Annotated in this window: 21 protein-coding genes and 2 riboswitches; of the genes, 7 read left to right on the top strand and 14 right to left on the bottom strand. The window is 68.6% G+C overall.

The window, feature by feature from the left end; translation table 11 throughout:
- Window positions 1–7: 7 nt before the first annotated feature.
- The gene (locus ACP7AI_RS06800; protein WP_426165438.1) at window positions 8–592 is read left to right on the top strand and encodes a 2-hydroxychromene-2-carboxylate isomerase; all 585 of its coding nucleotides are present in this window, start codon (window positions 8–10) and stop codon (window positions 590–592) included.
- Window positions 593–651: 59 nt separating this feature from the next.
- Here the strand turns inward: ACP7AI_RS06800 and ACP7AI_RS06805 are convergent, their stop codons facing one another.
- The 4 genes from ACP7AI_RS06805 to ACP7AI_RS06820 form a co-directional block, all read right to left on the bottom strand.
- Window positions 652–1,398, bottom strand: coding sequence for a Bax inhibitor-1/YccA family protein (locus ACP7AI_RS06805; protein ID WP_426165440.1), 747 nt, complete (start codon window positions 1,396–1,398; stop codon window positions 652–654).
- A gap of 101 nt (window positions 1,399–1,499) precedes the next feature.
- Window positions 1,500–3,983 (bottom strand): ABC transporter permease, encoded by a 2,484-nt coding sequence (locus ACP7AI_RS06810; RefSeq protein ID WP_426165442.1) that lies wholly within the window; start codon window positions 3,981–3,983, stop codon window positions 1,500–1,502.
- Entirely contained in the window at window positions 3,980–4,687 is a 708-nt protein-coding gene (locus tag ACP7AI_RS06815; RefSeq protein ID WP_426165444.1) for a dienelactone hydrolase family protein, read from the bottom strand. Before ACP7AI_RS06815 ends, ACP7AI_RS06810 begins: the two co-directional genes overlap by 4 nt.
- Window positions 4,688–4,702: 15 nt before the next feature.
- On the bottom strand, window positions 4,703–5,422 hold the full coding sequence (locus ACP7AI_RS06820) for an ABC transporter ATP-binding protein (RefSeq protein WP_426165446.1): 720 nt from the start codon (window positions 5,420–5,422) through the stop codon (window positions 4,703–4,705).
- A 22-nt stretch (window positions 5,423–5,444) separates the two neighbouring features.
- Here ACP7AI_RS06820 and ACP7AI_RS06825 point away from each other — a divergent pair, with 22 nt between their 5' ends.
- On the top strand, window positions 5,445–6,101 hold the full coding sequence (locus tag ACP7AI_RS06825) for an arylesterase (protein ID WP_426165448.1): 657 nt from the start codon (window positions 5,445–5,447) through the stop codon (window positions 6,099–6,101).
- On the top strand, window positions 6,098–6,649 hold the full coding sequence (gene thpR / locus ACP7AI_RS06830) for an RNA 2',3'-cyclic phosphodiesterase (protein WP_426165450.1): 552 nt from the start codon (window positions 6,098–6,100) through the stop codon (window positions 6,647–6,649). The genes ACP7AI_RS06825 and thpR overlap by 4 nt, the downstream gene beginning before the upstream one ends.
- Window positions 6,650–6,662: 13 nt before the next feature.
- Here thpR and ACP7AI_RS06835 read toward each other — a convergent pair whose 3' ends face one another.
- The 8 genes from ACP7AI_RS06835 to ACP7AI_RS06870 all read right to left on the bottom strand — a co-directional run bounded on the left by ACP7AI_RS06835 (window position 6,663) and on the right by ACP7AI_RS06870 (window position 14,548).
- Entirely contained in the window at window positions 6,663–7,976 is a 1,314-nt protein-coding gene (locus ACP7AI_RS06835) for a M56 family metallopeptidase (protein WP_426165452.1), read from the bottom strand.
- The gene (locus ACP7AI_RS06840; protein ID WP_426165454.1) at window positions 7,973–8,338 is read right to left on the bottom strand and encodes a BlaI/MecI/CopY family transcriptional regulator; all 366 of its coding nucleotides are present in this window, start codon (window positions 8,336–8,338) and stop codon (window positions 7,973–7,975) included. The genes ACP7AI_RS06835 and ACP7AI_RS06840 overlap by 4 nt, the downstream gene beginning before the upstream one ends.
- Window positions 8,339–8,424: 86 nt before the next feature.
- The gene (gene gcvPB, locus ACP7AI_RS06845; RefSeq protein WP_426165456.1) at window positions 8,425–9,981 is read right to left on the bottom strand and encodes an aminomethyl-transferring glycine dehydrogenase subunit GcvPB; all 1,557 of its coding nucleotides are present in this window, start codon (window positions 9,979–9,981) and stop codon (window positions 8,425–8,427) included.
- Window positions 9,978–11,345, bottom strand: a complete 1,368-nt coding sequence (gene gcvPA / locus ACP7AI_RS06850) for an aminomethyl-transferring glycine dehydrogenase subunit GcvPA (RefSeq protein WP_426165458.1) — start codon at window positions 11,343–11,345, stop codon at window positions 9,978–9,980. The genes gcvPB and gcvPA overlap by 4 nt, the downstream gene beginning before the upstream one ends.
- A gap of 3 nt (window positions 11,346–11,348) precedes the next feature.
- Window positions 11,349–12,116, bottom strand: a complete 768-nt coding sequence (locus ACP7AI_RS06855; RefSeq protein WP_426165460.1) for a class I SAM-dependent methyltransferase — start codon at window positions 12,114–12,116, stop codon at window positions 11,349–11,351.
- The gene (gene gcvH / locus ACP7AI_RS06860) at window positions 12,116–12,487 is read right to left on the bottom strand and encodes a glycine cleavage system protein GcvH (protein WP_426165462.1); all 372 of its coding nucleotides are present in this window, start codon (window positions 12,485–12,487) and stop codon (window positions 12,116–12,118) included. The genes ACP7AI_RS06855 and gcvH overlap by 1 nt, the downstream gene beginning before the upstream one ends.
- On the bottom strand, window positions 12,484–13,593 hold the full coding sequence (gene gcvT / locus ACP7AI_RS06865; RefSeq protein WP_426165464.1) for a glycine cleavage system aminomethyltransferase GcvT: 1,110 nt from the start codon (window positions 13,591–13,593) through the stop codon (window positions 12,484–12,486). Before gcvT ends, gcvH begins: the two co-directional genes overlap by 4 nt.
- A 49-nt stretch (window positions 13,594–13,642) precedes the next feature.
- A riboswitch (glycine riboswitch) is annotated at window positions 13,643–13,748 on the bottom strand.
- A gap of 1 nt (window position 13,749) precedes the next feature.
- A riboswitch (glycine riboswitch) is annotated at window positions 13,750–13,847 on the bottom strand.
- A 74-nt stretch (window positions 13,848–13,921) separates the two neighbouring features.
- On the bottom strand, window positions 13,922–14,548 hold the full coding sequence (locus ACP7AI_RS06870) for a hypothetical protein (RefSeq protein ID WP_426165466.1): 627 nt from the start codon (window positions 14,546–14,548) through the stop codon (window positions 13,922–13,924).
- Window positions 14,549–14,695: 147 nt separating this feature from the next.
- Here ACP7AI_RS06870 and ispH point away from each other — a divergent pair, with 147 nt between their 5' ends.
- The 3 genes from ispH to rnhA are packed head-to-tail and all read left to right on the top strand — an operon-like array spanning window position 14,696 to window position 17,107.
- Window positions 14,696–15,682: a 4-hydroxy-3-methylbut-2-enyl diphosphate reductase gene (ispH, locus tag ACP7AI_RS06875; RefSeq protein ID WP_426165468.1), complete on the top strand. Its 987-nt coding sequence runs from the start codon at window positions 14,696–14,698 to the stop codon at window positions 15,680–15,682.
- A gap of 13 nt (window positions 15,683–15,695) precedes the next feature.
- Window positions 15,696–16,655: a homoserine kinase gene (thrB, locus tag ACP7AI_RS06880; protein ID WP_426165470.1), complete on the top strand. Its 960-nt coding sequence runs from the start codon at window positions 15,696–15,698 to the stop codon at window positions 16,653–16,655.
- Window positions 16,652–17,107, top strand: coding sequence for a ribonuclease HI (gene rnhA / locus ACP7AI_RS06885; protein WP_426165472.1), 456 nt, complete (start codon window positions 16,652–16,654; stop codon window positions 17,105–17,107). Before thrB ends, rnhA begins: the two co-directional genes overlap by 4 nt.
- On the opposite strand, the gene ACP7AI_RS06890 is transcribed toward rnhA, so the two are convergent.
- On the bottom strand, window positions 17,104–17,916 hold the full coding sequence (locus ACP7AI_RS06890) for an SPOR domain-containing protein (RefSeq protein ID WP_426165474.1): 813 nt from the start codon (window positions 17,914–17,916) through the stop codon (window positions 17,104–17,106). The genes rnhA and ACP7AI_RS06890 overlap by 4 nt on opposite strands.
- Window positions 17,917–18,039: 123 nt before the next feature.
- On the opposite strand from ACP7AI_RS06890, the gene ACP7AI_RS06895 reads away from it, so the two are divergent.
- The gene (locus ACP7AI_RS06895; protein ID WP_426165476.1) at window positions 18,040–19,521 is read left to right on the top strand and encodes a hypothetical protein; all 1,482 of its coding nucleotides are present in this window, start codon (window positions 18,040–18,042) and stop codon (window positions 19,519–19,521) included.
- Window positions 19,522–19,524: 3 nt separating this feature from the next.
- On the opposite strand, the gene ACP7AI_RS06900 is transcribed toward ACP7AI_RS06895, so the two are convergent.
- A complete protein-coding gene (locus ACP7AI_RS06900; protein WP_426165478.1) occupies window positions 19,525–19,755 on the bottom strand; it encodes a hypothetical protein in 231 nt (76 codons plus the stop codon).
- Window positions 19,756–19,779 lie beyond the last annotated feature (24 nt).

A 19,779-nucleotide genomic window follows, 5' to 3' on the forward strand; every position in this document is an offset into this window, starting at 1 on the left:
GGCGAATATGCCCAAGACCATCGAGTTCCTGTTCGATGTTGGTTCGCCGACCAGTTATCTGGCGCACCGCCGCCTGCCGGCGATCGCGGCCCGTACCGGGGCGACGGTCGAGCACATCCCGGTGCTGCTCGGCGGCATCTTCAAGGCGACGGGCAATGCACCGCCGGGCATGGTCGCGGCGCGCGGCCGCTGGATGGGCATCGACATGGCGCGTTATGCGGCGCGCGAGAACATCACGCTCAACCACAATCCCGATTTCCCGATCAACACCATCACCATGATGCGGATGCTGACAGCCGCGCGCGGCACGGCGGACTTCGCGCCGCTGCTGGAGACCATCTTCGCCGCGATGTGGCAGGCGCCGCGCAACATGGGCGATCCGGCGTTGCTGGCGGCAGCGCTGGCGGCCGGCGGCTTCGATCCGGCGCCGTGGCTGGCAAGCGCCAACGATCCGGAGATAAAGGGCGCGCTGGCCAAGGCCACCGAATATGCGGTGTCACGCGGCGCGTTCGGTGCGCCGACCTTCTTTGTGGGTGACGAGTTCTTCTTCGGCCAGGACCGGCTCGACTGGGTCGAGGCGGCAGCGGCCTGACAAAGAAAAGGCCCGGCGGATTGCTCCGCCGGGCCAATCTGCGTTCCGCTATCGGAGGATCAGCGACGATCGCCCATGAAGGAGAGCAGGAACTGGAACAGGTTGATGAAGTTCAGGTACAGCGTCAGCGCGCCGAGGATCGCCGACTTACCAAGCATCTCCGAGCCCTGGATCTCGAAATACAGGCTCTTCAGGCGCTGGGTGTCATAGGCAGTCAGGCCGGCAAAGATCAGCGTACCGATGATGTTGATGCCAAGCTGCAGCGGACCCGACTTGAAGAAGAAGTTCGCCAGCATCGCGACGATCAGCCCGATCAGGCCCATCATCAGGAACTTGCCCATCGCCGACAGGTCCCGCTTCGTCGTGTAGCCATAAAGGCTGAGCGCACCATAAGCGGCGGCCGTGACGAAGAAGGTCTGCGCGATCGAGGTGCCGGTGTAGACGACGAAGATCGTCGACATCGACACGCCCATCAGCGCGGCAAAGCCGAAGAAGCACGCCTTCAGCGAGGTTTCCGACAGCTTGTTGACACCGAAGTTCATCACCAGGATGATCGCCAGCGGCGACAGCATCGCGACCCAGCCAAGGATGGTCGGGCCGACACGGCCGTTGGCGCCTTCGGCAAAGAACACCGACATCAGCGCCGGATTGTTCGACACCAGCAGCGCAATGATACCGGTGAGCAGCACGCCCGACGCCATGTAATTGTAGATCGAGAGCATGTACGAACGCAGGCCCTCGTCATAGCTCGCCGCGTCGGCGGTCGGCCGCGCGCTGGCGAAACGGGGATCGACCTGGTTGGCCATCAATTCCTCCTGAGACCGGCACCATCGCCGGGTATGCCACCAATATCGTTCATTGCCCGATGCTTTTCAATGCCGGCGCATGACGCAATTGTAATCCGCGGCTACAGGTCCCGCAGCACAACGTTGGGCCGGGCCGACAACGCCGGCCATGAGCCGGCCAGCCCGAGCAGCACCGTCACCGCGCCGCCGATGAGGACGGTCGCCACCACCGGCCACCAGTCGGGCTGCCATTCGAGCTTGAAGACCTGCGTCACCGTATACCAGCCGGCAAAGCCGCCAAGCAGGAGCGCCAGCCCGGCCACCATCAGCGCCAGCAGGCCATATTCGGCGAGCGTCGCCCGCGCTACCTGGCCACGGGTCGCGCCGAGCAGTTTCAGCAGCACCGCGTCATAGGTCCGCGCCCGGGCGCCCGCCGCCAGCGCACCGACCAGCACCGCGATCCCGGCCGCCACGGTCACCGACGCCGCGGCGCGGATCGCCGCCGACAATTGCCGCAGCAAGTCGCCGACCTGGCCGATCACGTCCTTGACGCGGACGATCGATGCGGTCGGAAAGGCGCGGCCGATGCCGCCCTGGACGGCGCGTTCCTCGGCGGGCTGCACCGCCAACGTCGCCATCCAGCTGTGCGGCGCCGCCTCCAGCGTGCCGGGCGCGAACAGGATGGCAAAGTTGAAGCCCAGCGACTGCCAGTCGATCTTGCGGGTGCTGGCGATCCTGGCCGTCACGTCAACGCCGAGCACCGAGACCGTCAGCTCGTCGCCGATCTTCAGGTTCAGCGCCGTGGCGGCGTCATGGTCGATGGAAACCAGCGGCGGCCCGGCATAATCGCGCGGCCACCATTTCCCTGTCACCAACGTGTTCGCCGGCGGGAAATCTGCGGCATAGCTGAGCCCGCGATCGCCGCGCAGGATCCACGCATCCGGCGGGACATTCATCTGCGCCACCGGCACGCCCTTCACCGCGGTCACCGGCCCACGCAGCGACGGCACCGTGGTGATCTCGGCAGCGGGTGCCGCCTTGGCCACGACAGCGCGAAACGCCGCCAGATCCTGGTTGGGAATGTCGATGACGAAGAAGCTGGGTGCGCGATCGGGCAGCGTGCGGTTGATCTGGCCGTTAAAGTTGGTCTCGATCACGGCCAGCGTCGAGAACAAGGTCAGGCCAAGGCCGAGCGCCACGATCAGCTGCCGGGTCGGGGCGCCGGGGCGGTGGAGATTGGCCAGCGCCAGCCGGGCCAGCGTGCCGCGCGGCCGCGGCGCCCGGGCCGCCGCCCAGGCGACCAGCGCCGCCAGCCCCCACAGCAGCGCGATCAACCCCAGCGCCGCACCGATGAAACCGAGCACGAACAGCCGGTCGGTGGCATTGCCCACGGCGATGCCGATAATCGCCGCCGCCGCCAGAGCCATCACCGCGACGATGCCGATGCCGGGGCGATCGCGGCGTTCGGTCAGGCTGCGGAACAGCCGCGCCGCCGGCATGCGCGCCGCCTGCGCCAGCGGCCATAGTGCAAAGGCCAGCGCGATCAGCACGCCATAGGCCGCAGCACTCGCCAGCGCCGCCCATTGCGGGCGCAGCGACGGCGGCACCGGCAGGCTGTCGGCGGCGAACTGCACCGCCACCCACGGCGTTGCCGCGCCGATGGCCAGCCCGATGACGACGGCACCCAGCGTAACAAGGCCGATCTGCCACAGATAGACGGCGCGGATCGTCGCGGTATCGGCGCCGAGCGTCTTCAGCGTGGCAATCGTCCGGGTGCGGGCACCGAGATAGGCGCTGACTCCGCCGGCGACGCCGACCCCGGCCACGACCAGCGCTGTCAGCCCGACCAGCGTCAGGAACTGGCCGAGCCGGTCGACGAACCGCCGCGTCCCCGGCGCACCGTTGCTGCGGTCCTGGTACTGAAAGCCGGCGTCGGGGGCGGCCTTGCGCAGCCTTTCGACGACCACGGGCGGCGCGATGTTGGGCGGCAGCTTCAGGCGATAATGGGTGCGGAACAGGCTGCCCGGCGCCAGCAGGCCGGTGGCATCGAGGTCGGCGCGGCGGATGATGACGCCGGGGCCAAAACCGAAACCCTCCCCGGCCTTGTCGGGTTCTTCGGCGACGACGCCGGCGACGGTGAATTCACCCGCGCCGATGGTCAGCCGGTCGCCGGCCTTCAGCCCCAGCTTGTCGCCGAGCGCCGCCGCGATCGCGGCGGTTCCGGGCGACAGCCGGGCACCACCCTCGATCCGGAAATCGCCATAGAGCGGCCAGTTGCCGTCGACCGCCTTGACCTCCGCCAGCAGGCGATCGTCGCTGCCGACCCGCGCCGCCATGGCGCGCAGCCGTACGACCTCCGACACGATGCCCTGGCGTTCCAGCAGCGCCCGCTCGGCAGGCGTGGCAAAGCGACTGGTCAGGTCGGCCTCGACATCGCCGCCCAGCACCAGCTGGCCGCGCTCCGACAGCCCTTGCGTGATGGCCGAGGCCAGGCTGCCGACGCCGGCCAGCGCCGCGACGCCCAGGATCAGGCAGACGGCAAGCAGCCGCAGCCCAGACAGGCCGCCGCGCAGCTCCCGCAGTGCAAAGCGCAGCGGCAGGCTCAAGCGAAGAGGTCGCTGAGGAAATCGGTCAGCGAGCGCCACGAGCGCCGATCGCTGTCGGCATTGTACATCATGCCGCCGGCGGGGTTGTTGGCGCCCGGGAAGGTGAAGGCATGGGCGGTCCGGCCATAGGCATGGATCTGCCAGTCGGCGCCGGCCGCCTCCAGCTCATGCGCCAGCGCCACGGTGGCGTCGGGCGGCGTGATCGGGTCGATCCAGCCATGGAGGACGAGTATCTTGGCGGTGATCGGGGCCTGTTCGCCGATGGCGGGCGGCGCGTAGCTGCCGTGAAAACTGACCGCACCCTTCACCCGCGGGTCGGCGGACCGCGCCAGGTCGAGCGCGCACAAGCCACCGAAGCAATAGCCGATGACGGCTATCCGGTCGCCATCGACCGCCGGGTGCGCTGCGGCCGCGCCAACCGCCGCCAGCAGGCGCCGGCGCAGCGCCGCCCGGTCGACCATCCACGGCATCATCAGCGCGCTGTTGTCGTCGGTGAGTCCGCCGCGCACGCCCTTGCCATAGACGTCCATCGCGACGGCGACATAACCCATCGCCGCCAGCCGATCGGCGATCTCGATATCGGCCTGGCCCTGCCCCGCCCAGTTATGCCCGATCAGCACCGCCGGGCGCGGGCCGGCACCCTCGGGAAGCGCGATGAAGCCCTCGCATTCAGCATCGTCGTCGAAATAGTTGAAGGTCGGCATCGGCGCAGGCTCCGGTTATTCGGCGATGGCACGGAGCGCCGTGGCGGCCGCGGTCGGATGGTCGGCGACGATATGGCCGTCCTTCATCTCGATGATGCGGTCGCAGCGCTGCGCCAGTGCGGCGTCATGCGTGATCAGGATCAGCGTCGCGCCGGTCTCGGCCAGCCGCCCGAACAGCAGTTCGACCACCGCATCACCGGTCGCCTCGTCGAGGTTGCCGGTCGGCTCGTCACCAAAGATCAGCGCCGGCCGCGCGGCGATCGCCCGCGCCAGGCCGACGCGCTGCTGCTCACCGCCGGATAATTGCGTCGGATAATGCGCCATGCGATGGCCGAGTCCGACAGCCTGCAGTTCGGCACGCGCCCTCGCCTCGGGGTCGGCAATGCCGGCAAGTTCGAGCGGCACCGCGACATTCTCCTCGGCGGTCATCGTCGGGATCAGGTGGAACGCCTGCAGCACGATGCCGATGCGGCCGCGACGGGCACGGGCCAGGCCATCCTCGTCGAGCGCCGAAAAGTCGGCGCCAGCGACGATCACCTTGCCCGACGTCGCCTTTTCAAGGCCCGACAGCACCGCCATCAGCGACGACTTGCCGGACCCCGATGGCCCCAGGATCGCAACGCGTTCGCCTGACCGGACCATCAGGCTGACCCCGCGCAACACTTCGACTGCGGCATCGCCGACGCCGAAGCGGAGGGTGACATCCTGGGCATCGATGACGATATGGTCTGTCATGCTGGTCCTGAAGGAGTGACGGATGCGTTCGACTGTTCGCCGATATGGCATTTTGCGCAGGCTTTACCAGTCGGCATTGCTGCTGGGGCTGGCGACGTTGCCGCAGGCGGCGACGGCGAAGACCGTGCTGGCATTCGGTGACAGCCTGATGGCGGGCTACCAGTTGCGCCCCGGCGAAGGCTTTGCCCCGCAGCTCCAGGCGGCGTTGAAGGCCAAGGGCCATGCCATCACCGTCATCCCGGCAGGGGTTTCCGGGGACACGACCGCGCAAGGCAAGGCGCGGGTCAACTGGGTGCTGGCGGGTGCGAAGGCCAAGCCCGACGTGGTCATCCTCGAACTCGGTGCCAACGACATGCTGCGCGGGCAATCGCCAGCGACGGCCAAGGCCAATCTCGACGCGACCATAAGCGCCTTCAAGGCCAAGGGCATTCGCGTCATCCTGGCCGGCATGCTGGCACAGCCCAACCTGGGCGCTGCCTATGCACGCGAGTTCAACGCCATCTACCCGGCGCTGGCCAAGTCGCAGGGCGTCGCGCTGTACCCGTTCTTCATGGATGGCGTCGCCGCGGTGCCGGGCATGCAGCTGGGCGACGGCCTGCACCCGACGCCGGCCGGGGTGAAGGTCATCGTCAGGCGCATCCTGCCGACCGTCGAGCGCGAGCTCGCCAAGATCAAATGATCCGCCTTTTCGTCGCGCTGGAGCTGCCGCCGCCGGTCCGCGACCGGCTGCTGGGGGCGATGGGCGGCGTCAGCGGCGCCCGCTGGCAGACCGATGCGCAGTTGCACCTGACGCTGCGCTTCATCGGCGAGGTCGATCGCCACCAGGCCCGCGATATCGCCGCGGCGCTGGGCAGCGTCCATGTCGTGCCGTTCAAGTTGGCGCTGGGCGATATCGGCACCTTCGACCGGCGCGGGCGGATCGACACGCTCTGGGTCGGGGTGACGCCGCAGGCCGAGGTGGCGGCGCTGGCAAGGCGCGTCGACCAGGCGCTGGTCCGGGTGGGCGTGTCGCCCGAAACACGCGCGTTTGTCCCCCACATCACCGTCGCCCGCTTCGGCCGTGACGCCGGGCCGATGGGCGGCTTTCCACTGCTGCCGCTGCCGGTGGCGCCCTTCGACGTGACCGGGTTTGCGCTTTGGGAAAGCCGGATGGGCCGGGATGGGTCGGAGTATAGTGTCGTCGACCGCTATCTCCCGCCCGCCGGCAGCGGACGGGAGATACGGTAGGGCGCTCCGCGGTCTAAAGCGTCGCGATCGACTGCCGGACTTCCGCGATCGAGCGGTCGATGGCACCCAGGGCATGGGTCCGTTCGGCCTCGGGGAACACCGCCGAGGCCGGCTGCGACGCCACCGACGCCCGCATGGCCTGCAGGCTGGTCATGCCTTCGGACAGCGTCGCGCGCACCGGTGCCGGGCCGGTGCTGCCGCACATGACCGTGTAGGTCTGCGTCGTGCCGCTGCCCTTGATGGCCATGGCATGGGGCCTGGCACCAGCCTTCAAGTCACAGCCGCCCGCGGCTGAAAAGTCGGCTGGCAGCACCATACCGCCGGGCAGCGGCGCGCCGGGCGCGACGGCAGCGGCGCCGACGATCAACATATAGCTGCCGGCACCATCGGGCTTGACACCGATCGTCACCGCCTGGCGGCCACTGGTGGCGGGCGAGGTAGCGGCGGTGGCGGCGAGAGCGGCGCCGCCGAACAACGGCAGCAGCACGGCGCCAAGGGCAAGCCGGCGGCGCGACTTGGAATGTTGACCGATCATCAGCAGTCGTCCTTTCAGGTTGGAGCGCGCGTTGAAGTTGCAGGCGGGGAGCGCGCCGACCCCCGCAGCCTTGGCGAGAACATGGGCATAGAGCGCTTGCGTCGCGCGCGGGCGGCCGCCGAGCACATGGGCATCGGCGGCGATCTCCTGGTCTTCGCGGAAGGCGCCGACAGCGGCCCAGGCGATCGGATTCCACCAGTGCGCCGCCAGCACGACCAGCGACAGCCAGTTGGCGAGGAGGTCGCCGCGTGCGTGGTGCGCGCGCTCATGCGCCAGCGCGAGCGCCCGTTCGGCAGGAGTATAGTCCCGGTTGAAGTCGCGCGGCACGGCGATGCAGCGGCGGAGAACGCCGAATGCAAGCGGCCCTGCGACATCCGCGGTTACGATGCGGATGCCGTCGATGCGACCATAGTCCGCGGCGCTTGCCAACAAGCTGCGGCAATACCAGGCATGGCGCACCGCATAGGTCGCGAGCAGGGCCAAGGCGCCGGTGAGCCAGATCGCGGCGAGCGTGAGGCCGACCGAACCTGACGAAGCCGCGCCGGTGACGCCGTCGGACTGCGGGCCGGCGAACAGCACCGTCATGTCGGCAACACCGCCAACCGGCAGCCTGCCCCAGATAACGGCCGGCAGCGGCGGCAGCACCAGGCGCAGCGCCGGCAATACCCACAGCAGATAGGCAAGCCGCGGCCCCATCAGGTACCGCGCCGGCCTCCGCAGGACCAGCACAAGTACCATCAGCACCGCGCTGGCGAGCAGCGTCCCCTGCCCCCAGGCGATCAGCGCGGTCATGGCTTCAGGTCCTTCAGCAAGGCCTGGATCTCGGCGATCTCGTCGGCGCCCAGGCTGTCGCGCTCGGCCAGGTGCGCGACCAGCGGCGTCAGGCGCCCGCCGAAGAAACGATCGATCAGCCGCTGCGATTCACCGGCGACATAATCACCGCGCGCAATCAGCGGGCGGTAGAGATAGCGCCGGCCGTCGGCCTCATGAGCGACGACCTTCTTGGCGACCAGCCGGGCCAGCAGCGTCCTGACCGTATTCGCCGACCAGGCACGCTTCGCCGGGACGCGGTCGGCGACATCCTGTGCCGTCGCTGGATTGTGATCCCACAACACCATCATGACGGCAGCTTCGGCGTCGCTGATCCGTTCCATTCCGCCATCCTCTTCGACTTGAACTACAGTTGTAGTTATCACAACTACAATTGTGGTCAAGCCGTGTCGGTGGCCGGCATAGTGCGTTAGGCGGCGTCCTTGTAGCTGAGCACCGGCTTGCGCGCCGCGGCCGTCTCGTCCAGGCGGCGGCGCGGCGCGAGATGCGGCGAACTACGATAGGCGTCGGGGTCGGCGAGCATTCGCTCCGCTATCGAGCGCATCGCGCCGATCAGCTGGTCGAGGCTGGCCTTGCTCTCGGTCTCGGTCGGCTCGACGAGCATGGCGCCATGGACGACGAGCGGGAAATACATCGTCATCGGGTGGAAACCCTCGTCGATCATCGCCTTGGCGAGGTCTAGCGTCGTCAGTCCGGTGTCGTGGAGGAAGTCATCCGAGAACAGCGCCTCGTGCATACAGGGCCCGCTGGCGGCGAACGGCGCGGTATAGACGTCCTTCAGGCTGGCGAGGATGTAGTTGGCGTTGAGCACCGCATCCTCGGCGACCTGGCGCAGCCCGTCGGCGCCATGGCTCATCATGTACGCCAGCGCGCGGACGAACATGCCCATCTGGCCGTGGAAGGCGACCATGCGGCCGAACGACTGGTCATGGTCGCGGCTGTCGCGGGCCTGCATTTCCTCGACGAGTTCGAGCCCGTCGCGGGTCTTGCGGACGAACGGCAGCGGCGCGAACGGCGCCAATGCTGCCGAGAACACCACCGGACCCGAGCCAGGTCCGCCGCCGCCATGGGGCGTGCTGAACGTCTTGTGCAAATTGATGTGCATGGCATCGACGCCGAGATCGCCGGGGCGAACGCGGCCGACGATGGCGTTGAAATTGGCGCCGTCGCAATAGACGAAACCGCCGGCGGCATGGACCGCGGCGCAGATCTCGACCAGGTCGGGTTCGAACAGGCCGCAGGTGTTGGGGTTGGTGATCATCACCGCGGCGACGTCCGGCCCCAGCCGCGCCAGCAGCGCCGCGACATCGACGCGGCCGCGGGCGTTCGCGGGAATGTTCTCGACCGCATAGCCGCAAAAGGCCGCCGTCGCCGGGTTGGTGCCATGGGCGCTTTCGGGCACCAGCACGACCTTGCGCGCGTCACCACGCGCCTCCAGCGCCGCGCGGATGGCGAGCATGCCGCACAATTCGCCATGGGCGCCTGCCTTGGGGCTCATCGCCACTTCGGGCATGCCGGTCAGCGTCTTCAGCCAGGTCGCCAGCGTGTCGATCAGCTGCAGCGCGCCCTGCACCGTCGCCTGCGGCTGCAGCGGGTGGATGTCGGAAAAGCCCGGCAGCCGCGCCATCTTCTCGTTTAGCCGCGGGTTGTGCTTCATCGTGCAGCTGCCCAGCGGGAAAATGCCGAGGTCGATGGCATAGTTCTGCCGCGACAGGCGCGTGTAATGGCGCACCGCCTCCGGCTCCGACAGGCCGGGCAGCCCGATCGGATCGGCGCGGCCGAGCCCGGCGAGGCGATCCTGCACGACCGGCACCGTCGGCAGGTCGACCCCGCAGCGATCGAGCGCACCGCGTTCGAACAGCAGTGGTTCTTCAAGCATCAGCGCGCGGTTGCCGGTCCAGGTTTCGGCAACCGAACCCGCGCCTTCGATGCGCGTCACGCGACCCACATTGTTCATCGCCGTCATGCCAGCACCTCGTCGAGAGCGTCTTCGAATGCGTCGAAATCGGCATCCGTCGCGGTTTCGGTGACCGCCACCACCATACCTTTGGCAATATCGGTGACCCCGGGGAACAGTCGACCCAGCGACACGCCGCCGAGCACCTGGCGCTCGGCAAGCTTGCGGATGACCGGGCGCGCATCCACCGGCAGGCGCAGCGTGAACTCGTTAAAAAACTGCGTCGTCACCAGTTCGACACCCGGGATGCGGCCTAGCCGCTCCGCCAGCTGCACGGCGCGGGCATGATTGAGGCTGGCGAGCTTGCGCAGGCCCATTTCGCCCAGCAACGTCAGGTGAACGCTGAACGCCAGTGCGCAAAGCCCTGAATTGGTGCAGATATTGCTCGTCGCCTTCTCGCGGCGAATATGCTGTTCGCGGGTGCTCAGCGTCAGCACGAAACCGCGCTTGCCATCGGCGTCGACGGTCTCCCCGCACAACCGCCCCGGCATCTGCCGCACATGCTTGTCGCGGCAGGCGAACAGGCCGAGATACGGCCCGCCGAAGTTCAGGCCGTTGCCGATCGACTGACCCTCCCCGACAACGATGTCGGCGCCCATCTCGCCCGGTGACTTGATCGCGCCCAGCGACACCACCTCGGTCACGACGACGATCAGCAGCGTGCCCGCCTTGTGGCAGGCGTCCGCCAGCGGGGTCAGGTCGGCGACATGGCCAAAGATGTTCGGGTTCTGGACGACGACGCAGGAGGTGCCGGCATCGACCGCGGCGATCAGCGCATCGAGATCGTCGCCGGGCTTGCCGCTGGCGAGCGTCGGCACATGCGTCACCACTTCGTCATCGGTGAAGCGGGTCAGCGTTTTCAACACGCCGACATAATGCGGGTGGACGCCGCCCGACACGATTGCTTTCGCGCGGCGGGTGACGCGGCGCGCCATGAACACCGCTTCGGTCATTGCGGTCGAGCCGTCGTACATGCTGGCGTTGGCGACTTCCATGCCGAGCAGGCGCGCCACCTGAGTCTGGAATTCGAACAGGACCTGCAGCGTGCCCTGGGCGATCTCGGGCTGGTACGGCGTATAGGCCGTCAGGAACTCGCCGCGCTGGATGATATGGTCGACGGTCGCCGGCACATGATGCTTGTAGGCGCCGGCACCGACAAAGAACGGCACCGTGCCGGCGGTCAGATTTTTTGACGCCATCGCCGACAGCTCGCGTTCGACGAGCATTTCGGCGCTGTGCATCGGCAGGCCGGCGATCGGCGCGGTCAGCCTGGCGCTTTCGGGCACATCGGCGAACAGCGCATCGATATCGGGGACACCGATGACGCCGAGCATGGCCTCGCGGTCGGGCTGGGTAAGGGGCAGATAGCGCATGAACTACTCCGGCAGGCGAGCGGAAAAACGAATGCGGACGTAATCGGCGATCCAGTTTCCCTCGGGATCGGCGAGCACCGGGCGCAACAGGGCGCGCACATCCTCGATGATCTGGGGGCGCTTGTTCGGCGGCACCCCGGCGCTATCGATGAAGCCGCCTCGGAACGTATTGAGCCAGGCCGACATGCCGCTGGGGATCGGTGTCGGCCGCGGGATGATGGCGCAGCTTTCGACCATGAAGCCGCCGGCCTCGAGCACGGCGCGGAACGCCTCGGCGGTCGGGTAGTAACTCGTCTCGTCGGGCTCGACGCGATAGTTGTGCGCCTTCAGCACGGCCCGCAGCGCGACGCGGATGGCGGCGATGTTGCCATGGCCACCGAATTCCCCGACGTACCGCCCGCCCGGTTTCAGCGCACGCGCGACGCCCGCGGTCACTTGCGCCGGTGCGCCGACCCAGTGCAGCGCGGCATTGGTGAACACCGCGTCGAATTCCTGGGCGAATGCCAACTGCCGGGCATCGCCGATGCGGGCATCCAGGCCCTTTTCCAGCGCAGCCGCGACCATCGCCTTATCGGGGTCGATGCCCACGACCGTGGCCCCAGCCGCCACCAGCTTCTGCGTCAGCACGCCGTCGCCGCAGCCAAGGTCCAGGATGCGTTCCCCGGTCTGCGGCGCCAGCAGGTCGAGCACCGGCGCGCCCAGCGCCGGCACGAAGCTGGCATGGGTCGCATAGAGATTCGGATCCCACGCATGGCTGGAGCCGGTGGTCATCAGAGTGTTGCGACCCACGCCTTGTACGCCGCCGCGTCCATCAGGCCCTCGAGTTCGGATACGTCGGACAGCGTCAGCTTGAAGAACCAGCCATCACTCTCGGGGGCGGTGTTGACCAGCGCCGGGTCTTCGGCGAGCGCGGCATTGGCCTCCGTCACAGTGCCGCTGGCCGGCGAATAGACGTCGGATGCCGCCTTGACCGATTCGACGACCGCCGCTTCCTTGCCCTTGACCACCACGCGCCCGGCTTCGGGCACCTCGACGAACACCACATCGCCCAGTTGCCCCTGGGCGTAATCGGTGATGCCGACGGTGGCGGTATCTCCGGTCACGTCGAGCCATTCATGCTCCTGGGTGAAATACAGCGTCATGCGTTGCTCCCTTCGGCTCGGACATAGTTCTTGGGTTTGAACGGCATCGGCACAACGGTGGCCGCCAGCCGCCGGCCGCGCACCTCGATTTCCAGCGGCGTGCCATCAGCCGCGTTGGCGGCGGCAACATAGGCCATGGCGATCGGCGCACCGACGCTGGGCGCAAAGCCGCCCGAGGTGACGGTGCCGACCTGGACATCGCCCGCGAATACCAGGGCGCCCTCGCGTGCCGGCAGCTTGCCATCGACGGCGAGGCCGACACGCTTGCGCGGCGCGCCGCCCAGCAACTGCCCCAGGATGATGTCGGCGCCGGGAAAACCGCCTTCGGTCTTGCGGCGCTTGGAAATGGCGAACGCCAGCCCGGCTTCGATCGGGTTGGTGCCGGGGTCGAGGTCATGGCCATACAGCGGCAGGCCCGCCTCCAGCCGCAGAGAATCGCGCGCGCCCAGCCCGATCGGCTTGACTTCGGGCGCCGCCAGCAGCGCCTCGGCAAAGGCTTCCACGCCGGCAACGCCGATGGAGATCTCGAAGCCGTCCTCGCCGGTGTAGCCCGAGCGGCTGACCCAGAGGTCATGGCCGGCCCAAACAAAGGCGCCGGCACGCATGAAGCGCAGGTCGGCGACGCCCGGCACCAACCGATCGAGCACGGTCACCGCTTCGGGCCCCTGCAGCGCCAACAGCGCCCAGTCGTCGCGATGATCGACACTGATGCCACCGCTGCGAAGGTGCGCGATGTCGGCGGCCTTCACGGCGCCGTTGACGACCAGATAGAGGTCATGGTCGCGGCGCGTCACCATCAGGTCGTCGAGGATGCCGCCATGCGGGTCGAGCAGCAGCGAATAACGCAGCACCCCGTTGCCCAGCCCGGTGATGTCGCCCGGCAGCATCGCCTCCAGCGCCTTGTCCTCGACCGGCGCCACCAGCAGCTGGCCCATGTGGCTGACATCGAACAGCCCGGCATGCGCCCGTGTCCACAGATGCTCGGCGATGATGCCTTCATACTGGATCGGCATGGCATAGCCGGCGAATGGCACCATGCGCGCGCCAAGGCGGCGGTGCAGCGCATCGAGCGGGAGAGCGAGGGCGGCGTCTTCAGTTGTGGCCACGCGGACCTCCGGCAACAGTCACCGGCGTGAGAGGTGATTCCCCCAGCGCCTGCCCCCACCTGTCACCGGACCTGAGAGCTTTCATGGCGCGCGCGCCACTTACCCCTTCGGTGGGGCGCCGCCGTCAGGCGCGCCCGCTTTCCAGAGTGTCGCAGATACGCCAGCGCGGTCCTTTTGCCTGAGAGATTCCGGGGGCGGCTTGCTCCTTCGGCGGCCTAGGGCTTCCACCCTCGGCACTCTCCCGCGCTGGCGCCGAGGTTGCCCCCGACGACGCCCGACACCTGCGGGATGGCCGCCGCAGAGTCAATGATGCGCTGCAGCGTCGGCGCTATTTTGTCACGTTGTAGGCCAGGTTGGCCTCGCCGAGCTGGAAGCCCACCAACAGCTCGAAACTCGCGGCACGCACGGCGGCGCGGACCTGCGGATCGGACATCGGATCGGTCGCGGCATCGATGTCGCCGGCCTTGCGCTTCTTGTCGAGCTTCGACTGGATGTCGGCCGGCAGCATCGTCGCCGATCGCGCCACGCGCGCGCCCGTGCCGCCGCGGCCGATCGCCCGGGCCTGGCCGTCGGCAAAGGTGATCGCGACGGCGCCAATCTGTTTGGAAACGATCAGGTTGCCGCCCTGCACGACGGTCGCGAACACCGGCAGCGTCTCGGTGCGAGCGCCGGCCGGATTGGTCCGCCGCGCCACGATGTCGTAGGTAACGCTGGTGGACAGCACGTCGGTCGTGTCGTTGCAGGTTTCGCGGACGTTGGTCATCGTCGCCACCAGGTCGACATTGTTGGCATCGGGCGCGGTGCCGGGCCGAAACAGCGTCACATCGCCGGCATAGGTCGGGATGGCCACCGCCGGGCAACCCGAGCGCCTGACCAGCAGCGGGTTCTTCTGGCAGCCGGCGACAGCCAGGCCGGCGGCGAGGGCGAGAAGCGCGATGGGACGCTGGTACGGCACGTGCGGAGAACCTTTCGGGCGCCTGGCAGCCAACGCCGCCAGCCGTTGTTCTTTAGGCGCAAGCCGCCGGTGGCGACAAGTCGTCGCCTGGCCGCCCGGCGCGACAAGCCTGTGGCGCGCCGCGCGACGATGCCTTATCAGCGCTGCATGACCGCATCCGCCCTTTCACCCCTGCCCGCGGCTGTGCCCGCCACCTTGCCGCGCCTCGACGTGCTGGTCGCCGCGCCACGCGGTTTTTGTGCCGGCGTCGACCGCGCCATCCATATCGTCGAATTGGCGCTGGAGCGTTTCGGCGCCCCGGTCTTCGTGCGGCACGAGATCGTCCATAACCGCTTCGTCGTCGACACGCTGAAGGCCAAGGGCGCCGTGTTCGTCGAGGAACTCGATGAGGTGCCCGAGGGTGTGCCGGTGGTGTTCTCGGCGCACGGCGTGCCCAAGTCGGTGCCGGCCGCTGCCGAGGCGCGGCAGATGAACTATCTCGATGCCACCTGCCCGCTGGTGTCTAAGGTGCATCGTCAGGCCGAGCGGCTGGTCGAGGCCGGGCGCCACATCCTGTTCATCGGCCACCAGGGCCATCCCGAAGTCATCGGCACCTTTGGCCAGGTGCCCGATGGCGCCATGACGCTGATCGAGACGCTCGATGACGCGCGCAAGGTGACGGTTGTCGATCCGGACAAGCTGGGGTTCCTGACCCAGACGACGCTGTCGGTCGACGATACCGCCGACATGGTGACGGAGCTGCAGCGCCGTTTCCCGTCGATCACCGGACCCAAGGGTGACGACATCTGCTATGCCACATCGAACCGCCAAGCCGCGGTCAAGGCGATGGCACCGCGCTGCGACCTGGTGCTGGTCATCGGCGCCACCAACTCCTCCAATTCCCAACGGCTGCGCGAAGTCGCCGAGCGCGAGGGTGCGGCGGCGCATCTGATCCAGCGAGCCAGCGACATCGACTGGGCGTGGTTCGACGGGGTCGCGACGATGGGCATCACCGCCGGCGCCTCGGCGCCCGAGGTGCTGGTGCAGGAAGTGCTGCTGGCCCTGTCGGGGCGTTTCGACGTGACCACCGAGAACATCACCACCGCGGTCGAGCAGGTGGTCTTCAAGCTGCCGCGCGCCCTCGTCGCCGACTAGGGCCGGCGTTTCGATGGCGGTCTTCACCCCGGTCACAGCGGCCGATCTCGAGACGTTCCTGACCCGCTACGATATCGGTGAAGCGACCAGCTTCAAGGGCATCGCCGAGGGCGTCCAGAACAGCAACTTCCTGCTCGAGACCACGCGCGGCCGCTATATCCTGACGCTATACGAGGATCGCGTCGAAACCGCGGCGCTGCCCTGGTTCCTGGCATTGACCACGCATCTTGCCGACAAGCGTCTGCCCGTCCCGCGCCCGATTGTCGATCGGCAGGGCTTCGCGTTGCAGCGCCTTAACGACCGCCCCGCCTGCCTCATCGAGTTTGTCCCCGGCGTGTCGATCACGGACCCCAGCGTGGCCCAGTCGCACGAGGTCGGCGCCGCGCTCGGCCGGCTGCACCGCGCCGTCGACGACTTCACGGCAGAGCGCGCCAATGATCTCGGCCAGCCGCATTGGCCGGCGATGGCGGGGAAATGCGACGGCCGTACCGGCAGTATCGACCCGGCACTGCCCGACCTGATTGACGCCGCGCTGGCCGCGACCACCGCCTGGCCGTCCGACCTGCCACGCGCCACCGTCCATACCGACCTGTTCCCCGACAATGTGCTGATGCTCGGCGGGCGGATCACCGGCCTGATCGACTTCTATTTCGCCTGCACCGACCTGATTGCCTATGACTATATGACGACCCATTCGGCCTGGTGCTTTTCACCCGACGGCGCCACCTACCATCCCGCCCGCGCCGCCGCGCTTGCCGCCGGTCATGCCGAGACACGCGGCCTGTCGGCGGCGGAGGTGGCAGCACTGCCGTTGCTCGGCCAGGGCGCGGCACTGCGCTTTGTGCTGACCCGCGCCTATGACTGGCTGAACACGCCGGCCGATGCGCTGGTGACGCGCAAGGACCCGATGGCGTTCGGACGCCGTCTCGCCTGGTACGCCGCCGCCACGCCCGACATGGTGCTCGGCCGATGACCGAGCCGCTTCCCCGCGTGATCATCGCTACCGATGGCGCCTGCAAGGGCAATCCCGGCGTCGGCGGCTGGGGCGCGATCCTGCGCGCCGCGAACGGCAGCGAGAAGGTGCTGATGGGCGCCGAGGCGCATACCACCAACAACCGCATGGAACTCACCGGCGCCATCGAGGCGCTGAAGGCGCTGACCCGGCCGGCCGAGGTGATCCTGTCGACCGACAGCAACTATGTCCGCGACGGCATCACCAAGTGGATCCATGGCTGGAAGCGCAACGGCTGGAAGACGGCCGACAAAAAGCCGGTGAAGAATGCCGAGCTATGGCAGGCGCTGCTCGACGCGACGGCCCGGCACAAGGTCGAGTGGCGCTGGGTGAAGGGCCATTCGGGCGATCCCGACAACGAACGCGCCGACCAACTGGCGAACGAGGCGATCGCCAATCTGCGCGGCCGCTAGCGGCGCACCGGGATGCAATCGAAGCCGCCGGCGGCCGCGAGCGCGCACAGGGTCAGCGCACTGCCCCGATCGGTGGCATTGCCGATCTGCAGGCGGGTAAGCTGCGGCCGGGCCGGCACGGGCTCGTAATGCGGCGCATAGCCGGCGAGGCTCGGCTGGCGGCTGCGGATGCGGTCCCAGGCCGCGGCTGCGGCGGCTGCCCCGGTGAAGGCGCCGAGCTGGATGCGCCAGCCGACACCCGCGGCGGCCGGCGCTGCGGCGCGCACCTGCGGCGCATTAGCCACGGCAACAACCGGCGGCGGCGCGGCTAAGGCCGCCTCGATCCGCAGCAGCGCCGGACCCGCGAAGGCCGCAAGGTCGGGCGTCGCCAGCGCCTCGGCGGCGATCGCGTCGGCCTCCCGGCAAAACGCCGCCTGCCCGTCGGGCGCGGCAAAGCGGTTGTAGAGGCTGGTCATGCTGCGGTCGAACGGTGCCTGCCAGCCGTCGCCATGGCGGCCGCGGAACACCGCCACCTCGGCCTGATAGGCTTCGGCGAGCGGCGCCTTGCGGTCGCGCAGCAGCCGATTGTAGCGATCGACAATGGCGCCGCCGGTGCGCGACGGGCAGGCGAGCGCCGCGACGTTGAGCGCGGCCCGCAAATGCCAGACACGTTCCCCGGCGGTCAGGCCAGACGTGGTCTGCGGCCCCGGTGCGGCCGTCGCCGCGACCGGCGCTGGCGGCTGGCGCGTCGTACAGGCCGCCAAGCCGAGGCCGAGAAGCAACAGGGCGATGCGGCGGTTCTGCACCAGCGGACAGTGGCGCAGCGGCACGCATCCCGGCAAGCGTCGCCTGCGCCCAACCGCGCCACGGCTGCGACCAAGGCCCGCTTGACGGCGGCGAAGCTGCTGGTCGAAGGTACGCAAGCGAGACCTGACGAGACGGAACCGACGCGCATGAGCTTGATCCCGCGCTGGCTCGTCGGCGCCCTGCTGCTGATCGCCGCGGCCCCTGCCCTCGCCACCTGGCGGGTCGCCGAAACCGCGCATTTCAGGGTTTACGATCGCCAGTCCGAAAAACGGCTGCGCGAGCGCGCCACCCTGCTCGAGGATTATGTCGCGCTGCTGAAGCTGCTGACCAACCGGCGCGACCTGCCCGAAGGCGCGCCCCGGCTCGATGTCTTTCTGATCGACGATGTCGCCGACGCGATGCCCTTTGAACGGCCCGACCAGAATATCGCCGGCTTTTATGTCGCCACGCCCGGCCGCATCGCCGCCTTTGCTGAAACCGGCGCGACCGGACAGGTCATCCTGCTGCACGAATACACTCATCACTTCATGCTGGGCAGCAACACCGCCGCCTATCCGAAATGGTACGTCGAGGGCTTTGCCGAATATTTCGCCACGGCCAAGTTCAACGCCGACACCATCGAGTTCGGCGGCGTGCCGCCCGGCCGCGGCAGCCAGCTCGTGCGCGGCGACTGGCTGCCGCTGACCCGGCTGCTGGCGCGCGATCCGGCGTTGCGCGGGCCGGCCGAAACCGCGGCCTTCTACGCCGAAAGCTGGCTGCTCGCGCATTACCTGCAGCGGGTGCCCGGCCAGTCGGCGAGGCTGCGCGCCTATCTGGCGGCGGTGGCGGGCGGCGCCGATTCCCTCAGCGCCTTTCGCGAGCATGTCGACCCCGACATCGAGGCGTTCGAGCGCCGGCTGCGACGCTACATGACCAGCCGCGACATGACGCTGTCGCGCTTTCCAAGGCCCTCGGTCGCCGCGGCCGATGTTCGGGTGACGGCGCTGCCGCCATCGGCCGATGCGCTGCTGCTGCGGCTGACGGCGCTGGAGCTGACGCGGCCGCGCGACAACCGGAGGGCGCTGGCCGAAATAACCAAGGCGACCGCACGCTATCCGGGCGATGCATTCGCCCGGCGGGTGCTGGCCTTTGCGACCCTGCGGCTCGGCGATCGGGGCGCGGCAGCACCGCTGATCGACGCGCTGCTTGCCGAGGCCCCCGACGATGCGAAGCTGCTGCGCTGGCGGGCATTGGCGTCGGACGGCGCCGATCGCGCGGCAATGCGGCGGCTACTGGTCCGGTCCTATCGTGCCGACCCCAGCGACTGGCGGACGATGCTCGCCTATGTCCGGCTCGCCGATCCCCGCATCGGGCGGCTGGACGACAATGATCTCGCCGTGGCGCTGCGGGCGCACGAACTGGCACCCCAGGTCGGCGAGGTGGTGCTCGTCACCGCCACCGCGCTGGCACAGGCCGATCGACTGGCGGAGGCGAGCCGTATCCTGGCGCCGCTGGCCTATTCGTCCCACAATGTCGCCATGACAGCGATCGCCGGAGCGCTGCTGCAACGGGCCCAGGCTGGCGACAAGGCGGGTTTCCTCGCGCTGGTGCAACGGCCGTCACGGGGCGCGCCGCCGCCGGCGGAGTGATGCTCAGCCGGCCGCTGGAACCTCGGGCTCGAACGATGCCGCGGTCTGGAAGCCGCCGCCGTCGCATTCGACAAGCACCGCCGCGGCCAACCCCGACGCCGCAGCCTTTTGCGCCGTTTCGATCGCCACCGCCGTCGCCGCCGCGGCGTCCGGGTAATAGCCATAGAGGTTGCCGCTGAAACTGATCCGCCACTGGGCCCCGGCCCTGACGACGACATAATTCTCAAGCGCCATCGCCGGTATCCCTGCCTGCCCGAA

Origin of the sequence: Sandarakinorhabdus sp. DWP1-3-1 (genome assembly GCF_049896705.1) — a bacterium.
Classification (GTDB): domain Bacteria; phylum Pseudomonadota; class Alphaproteobacteria; order Sphingomonadales; family Sphingomonadaceae; genus Sandarakinorhabdus.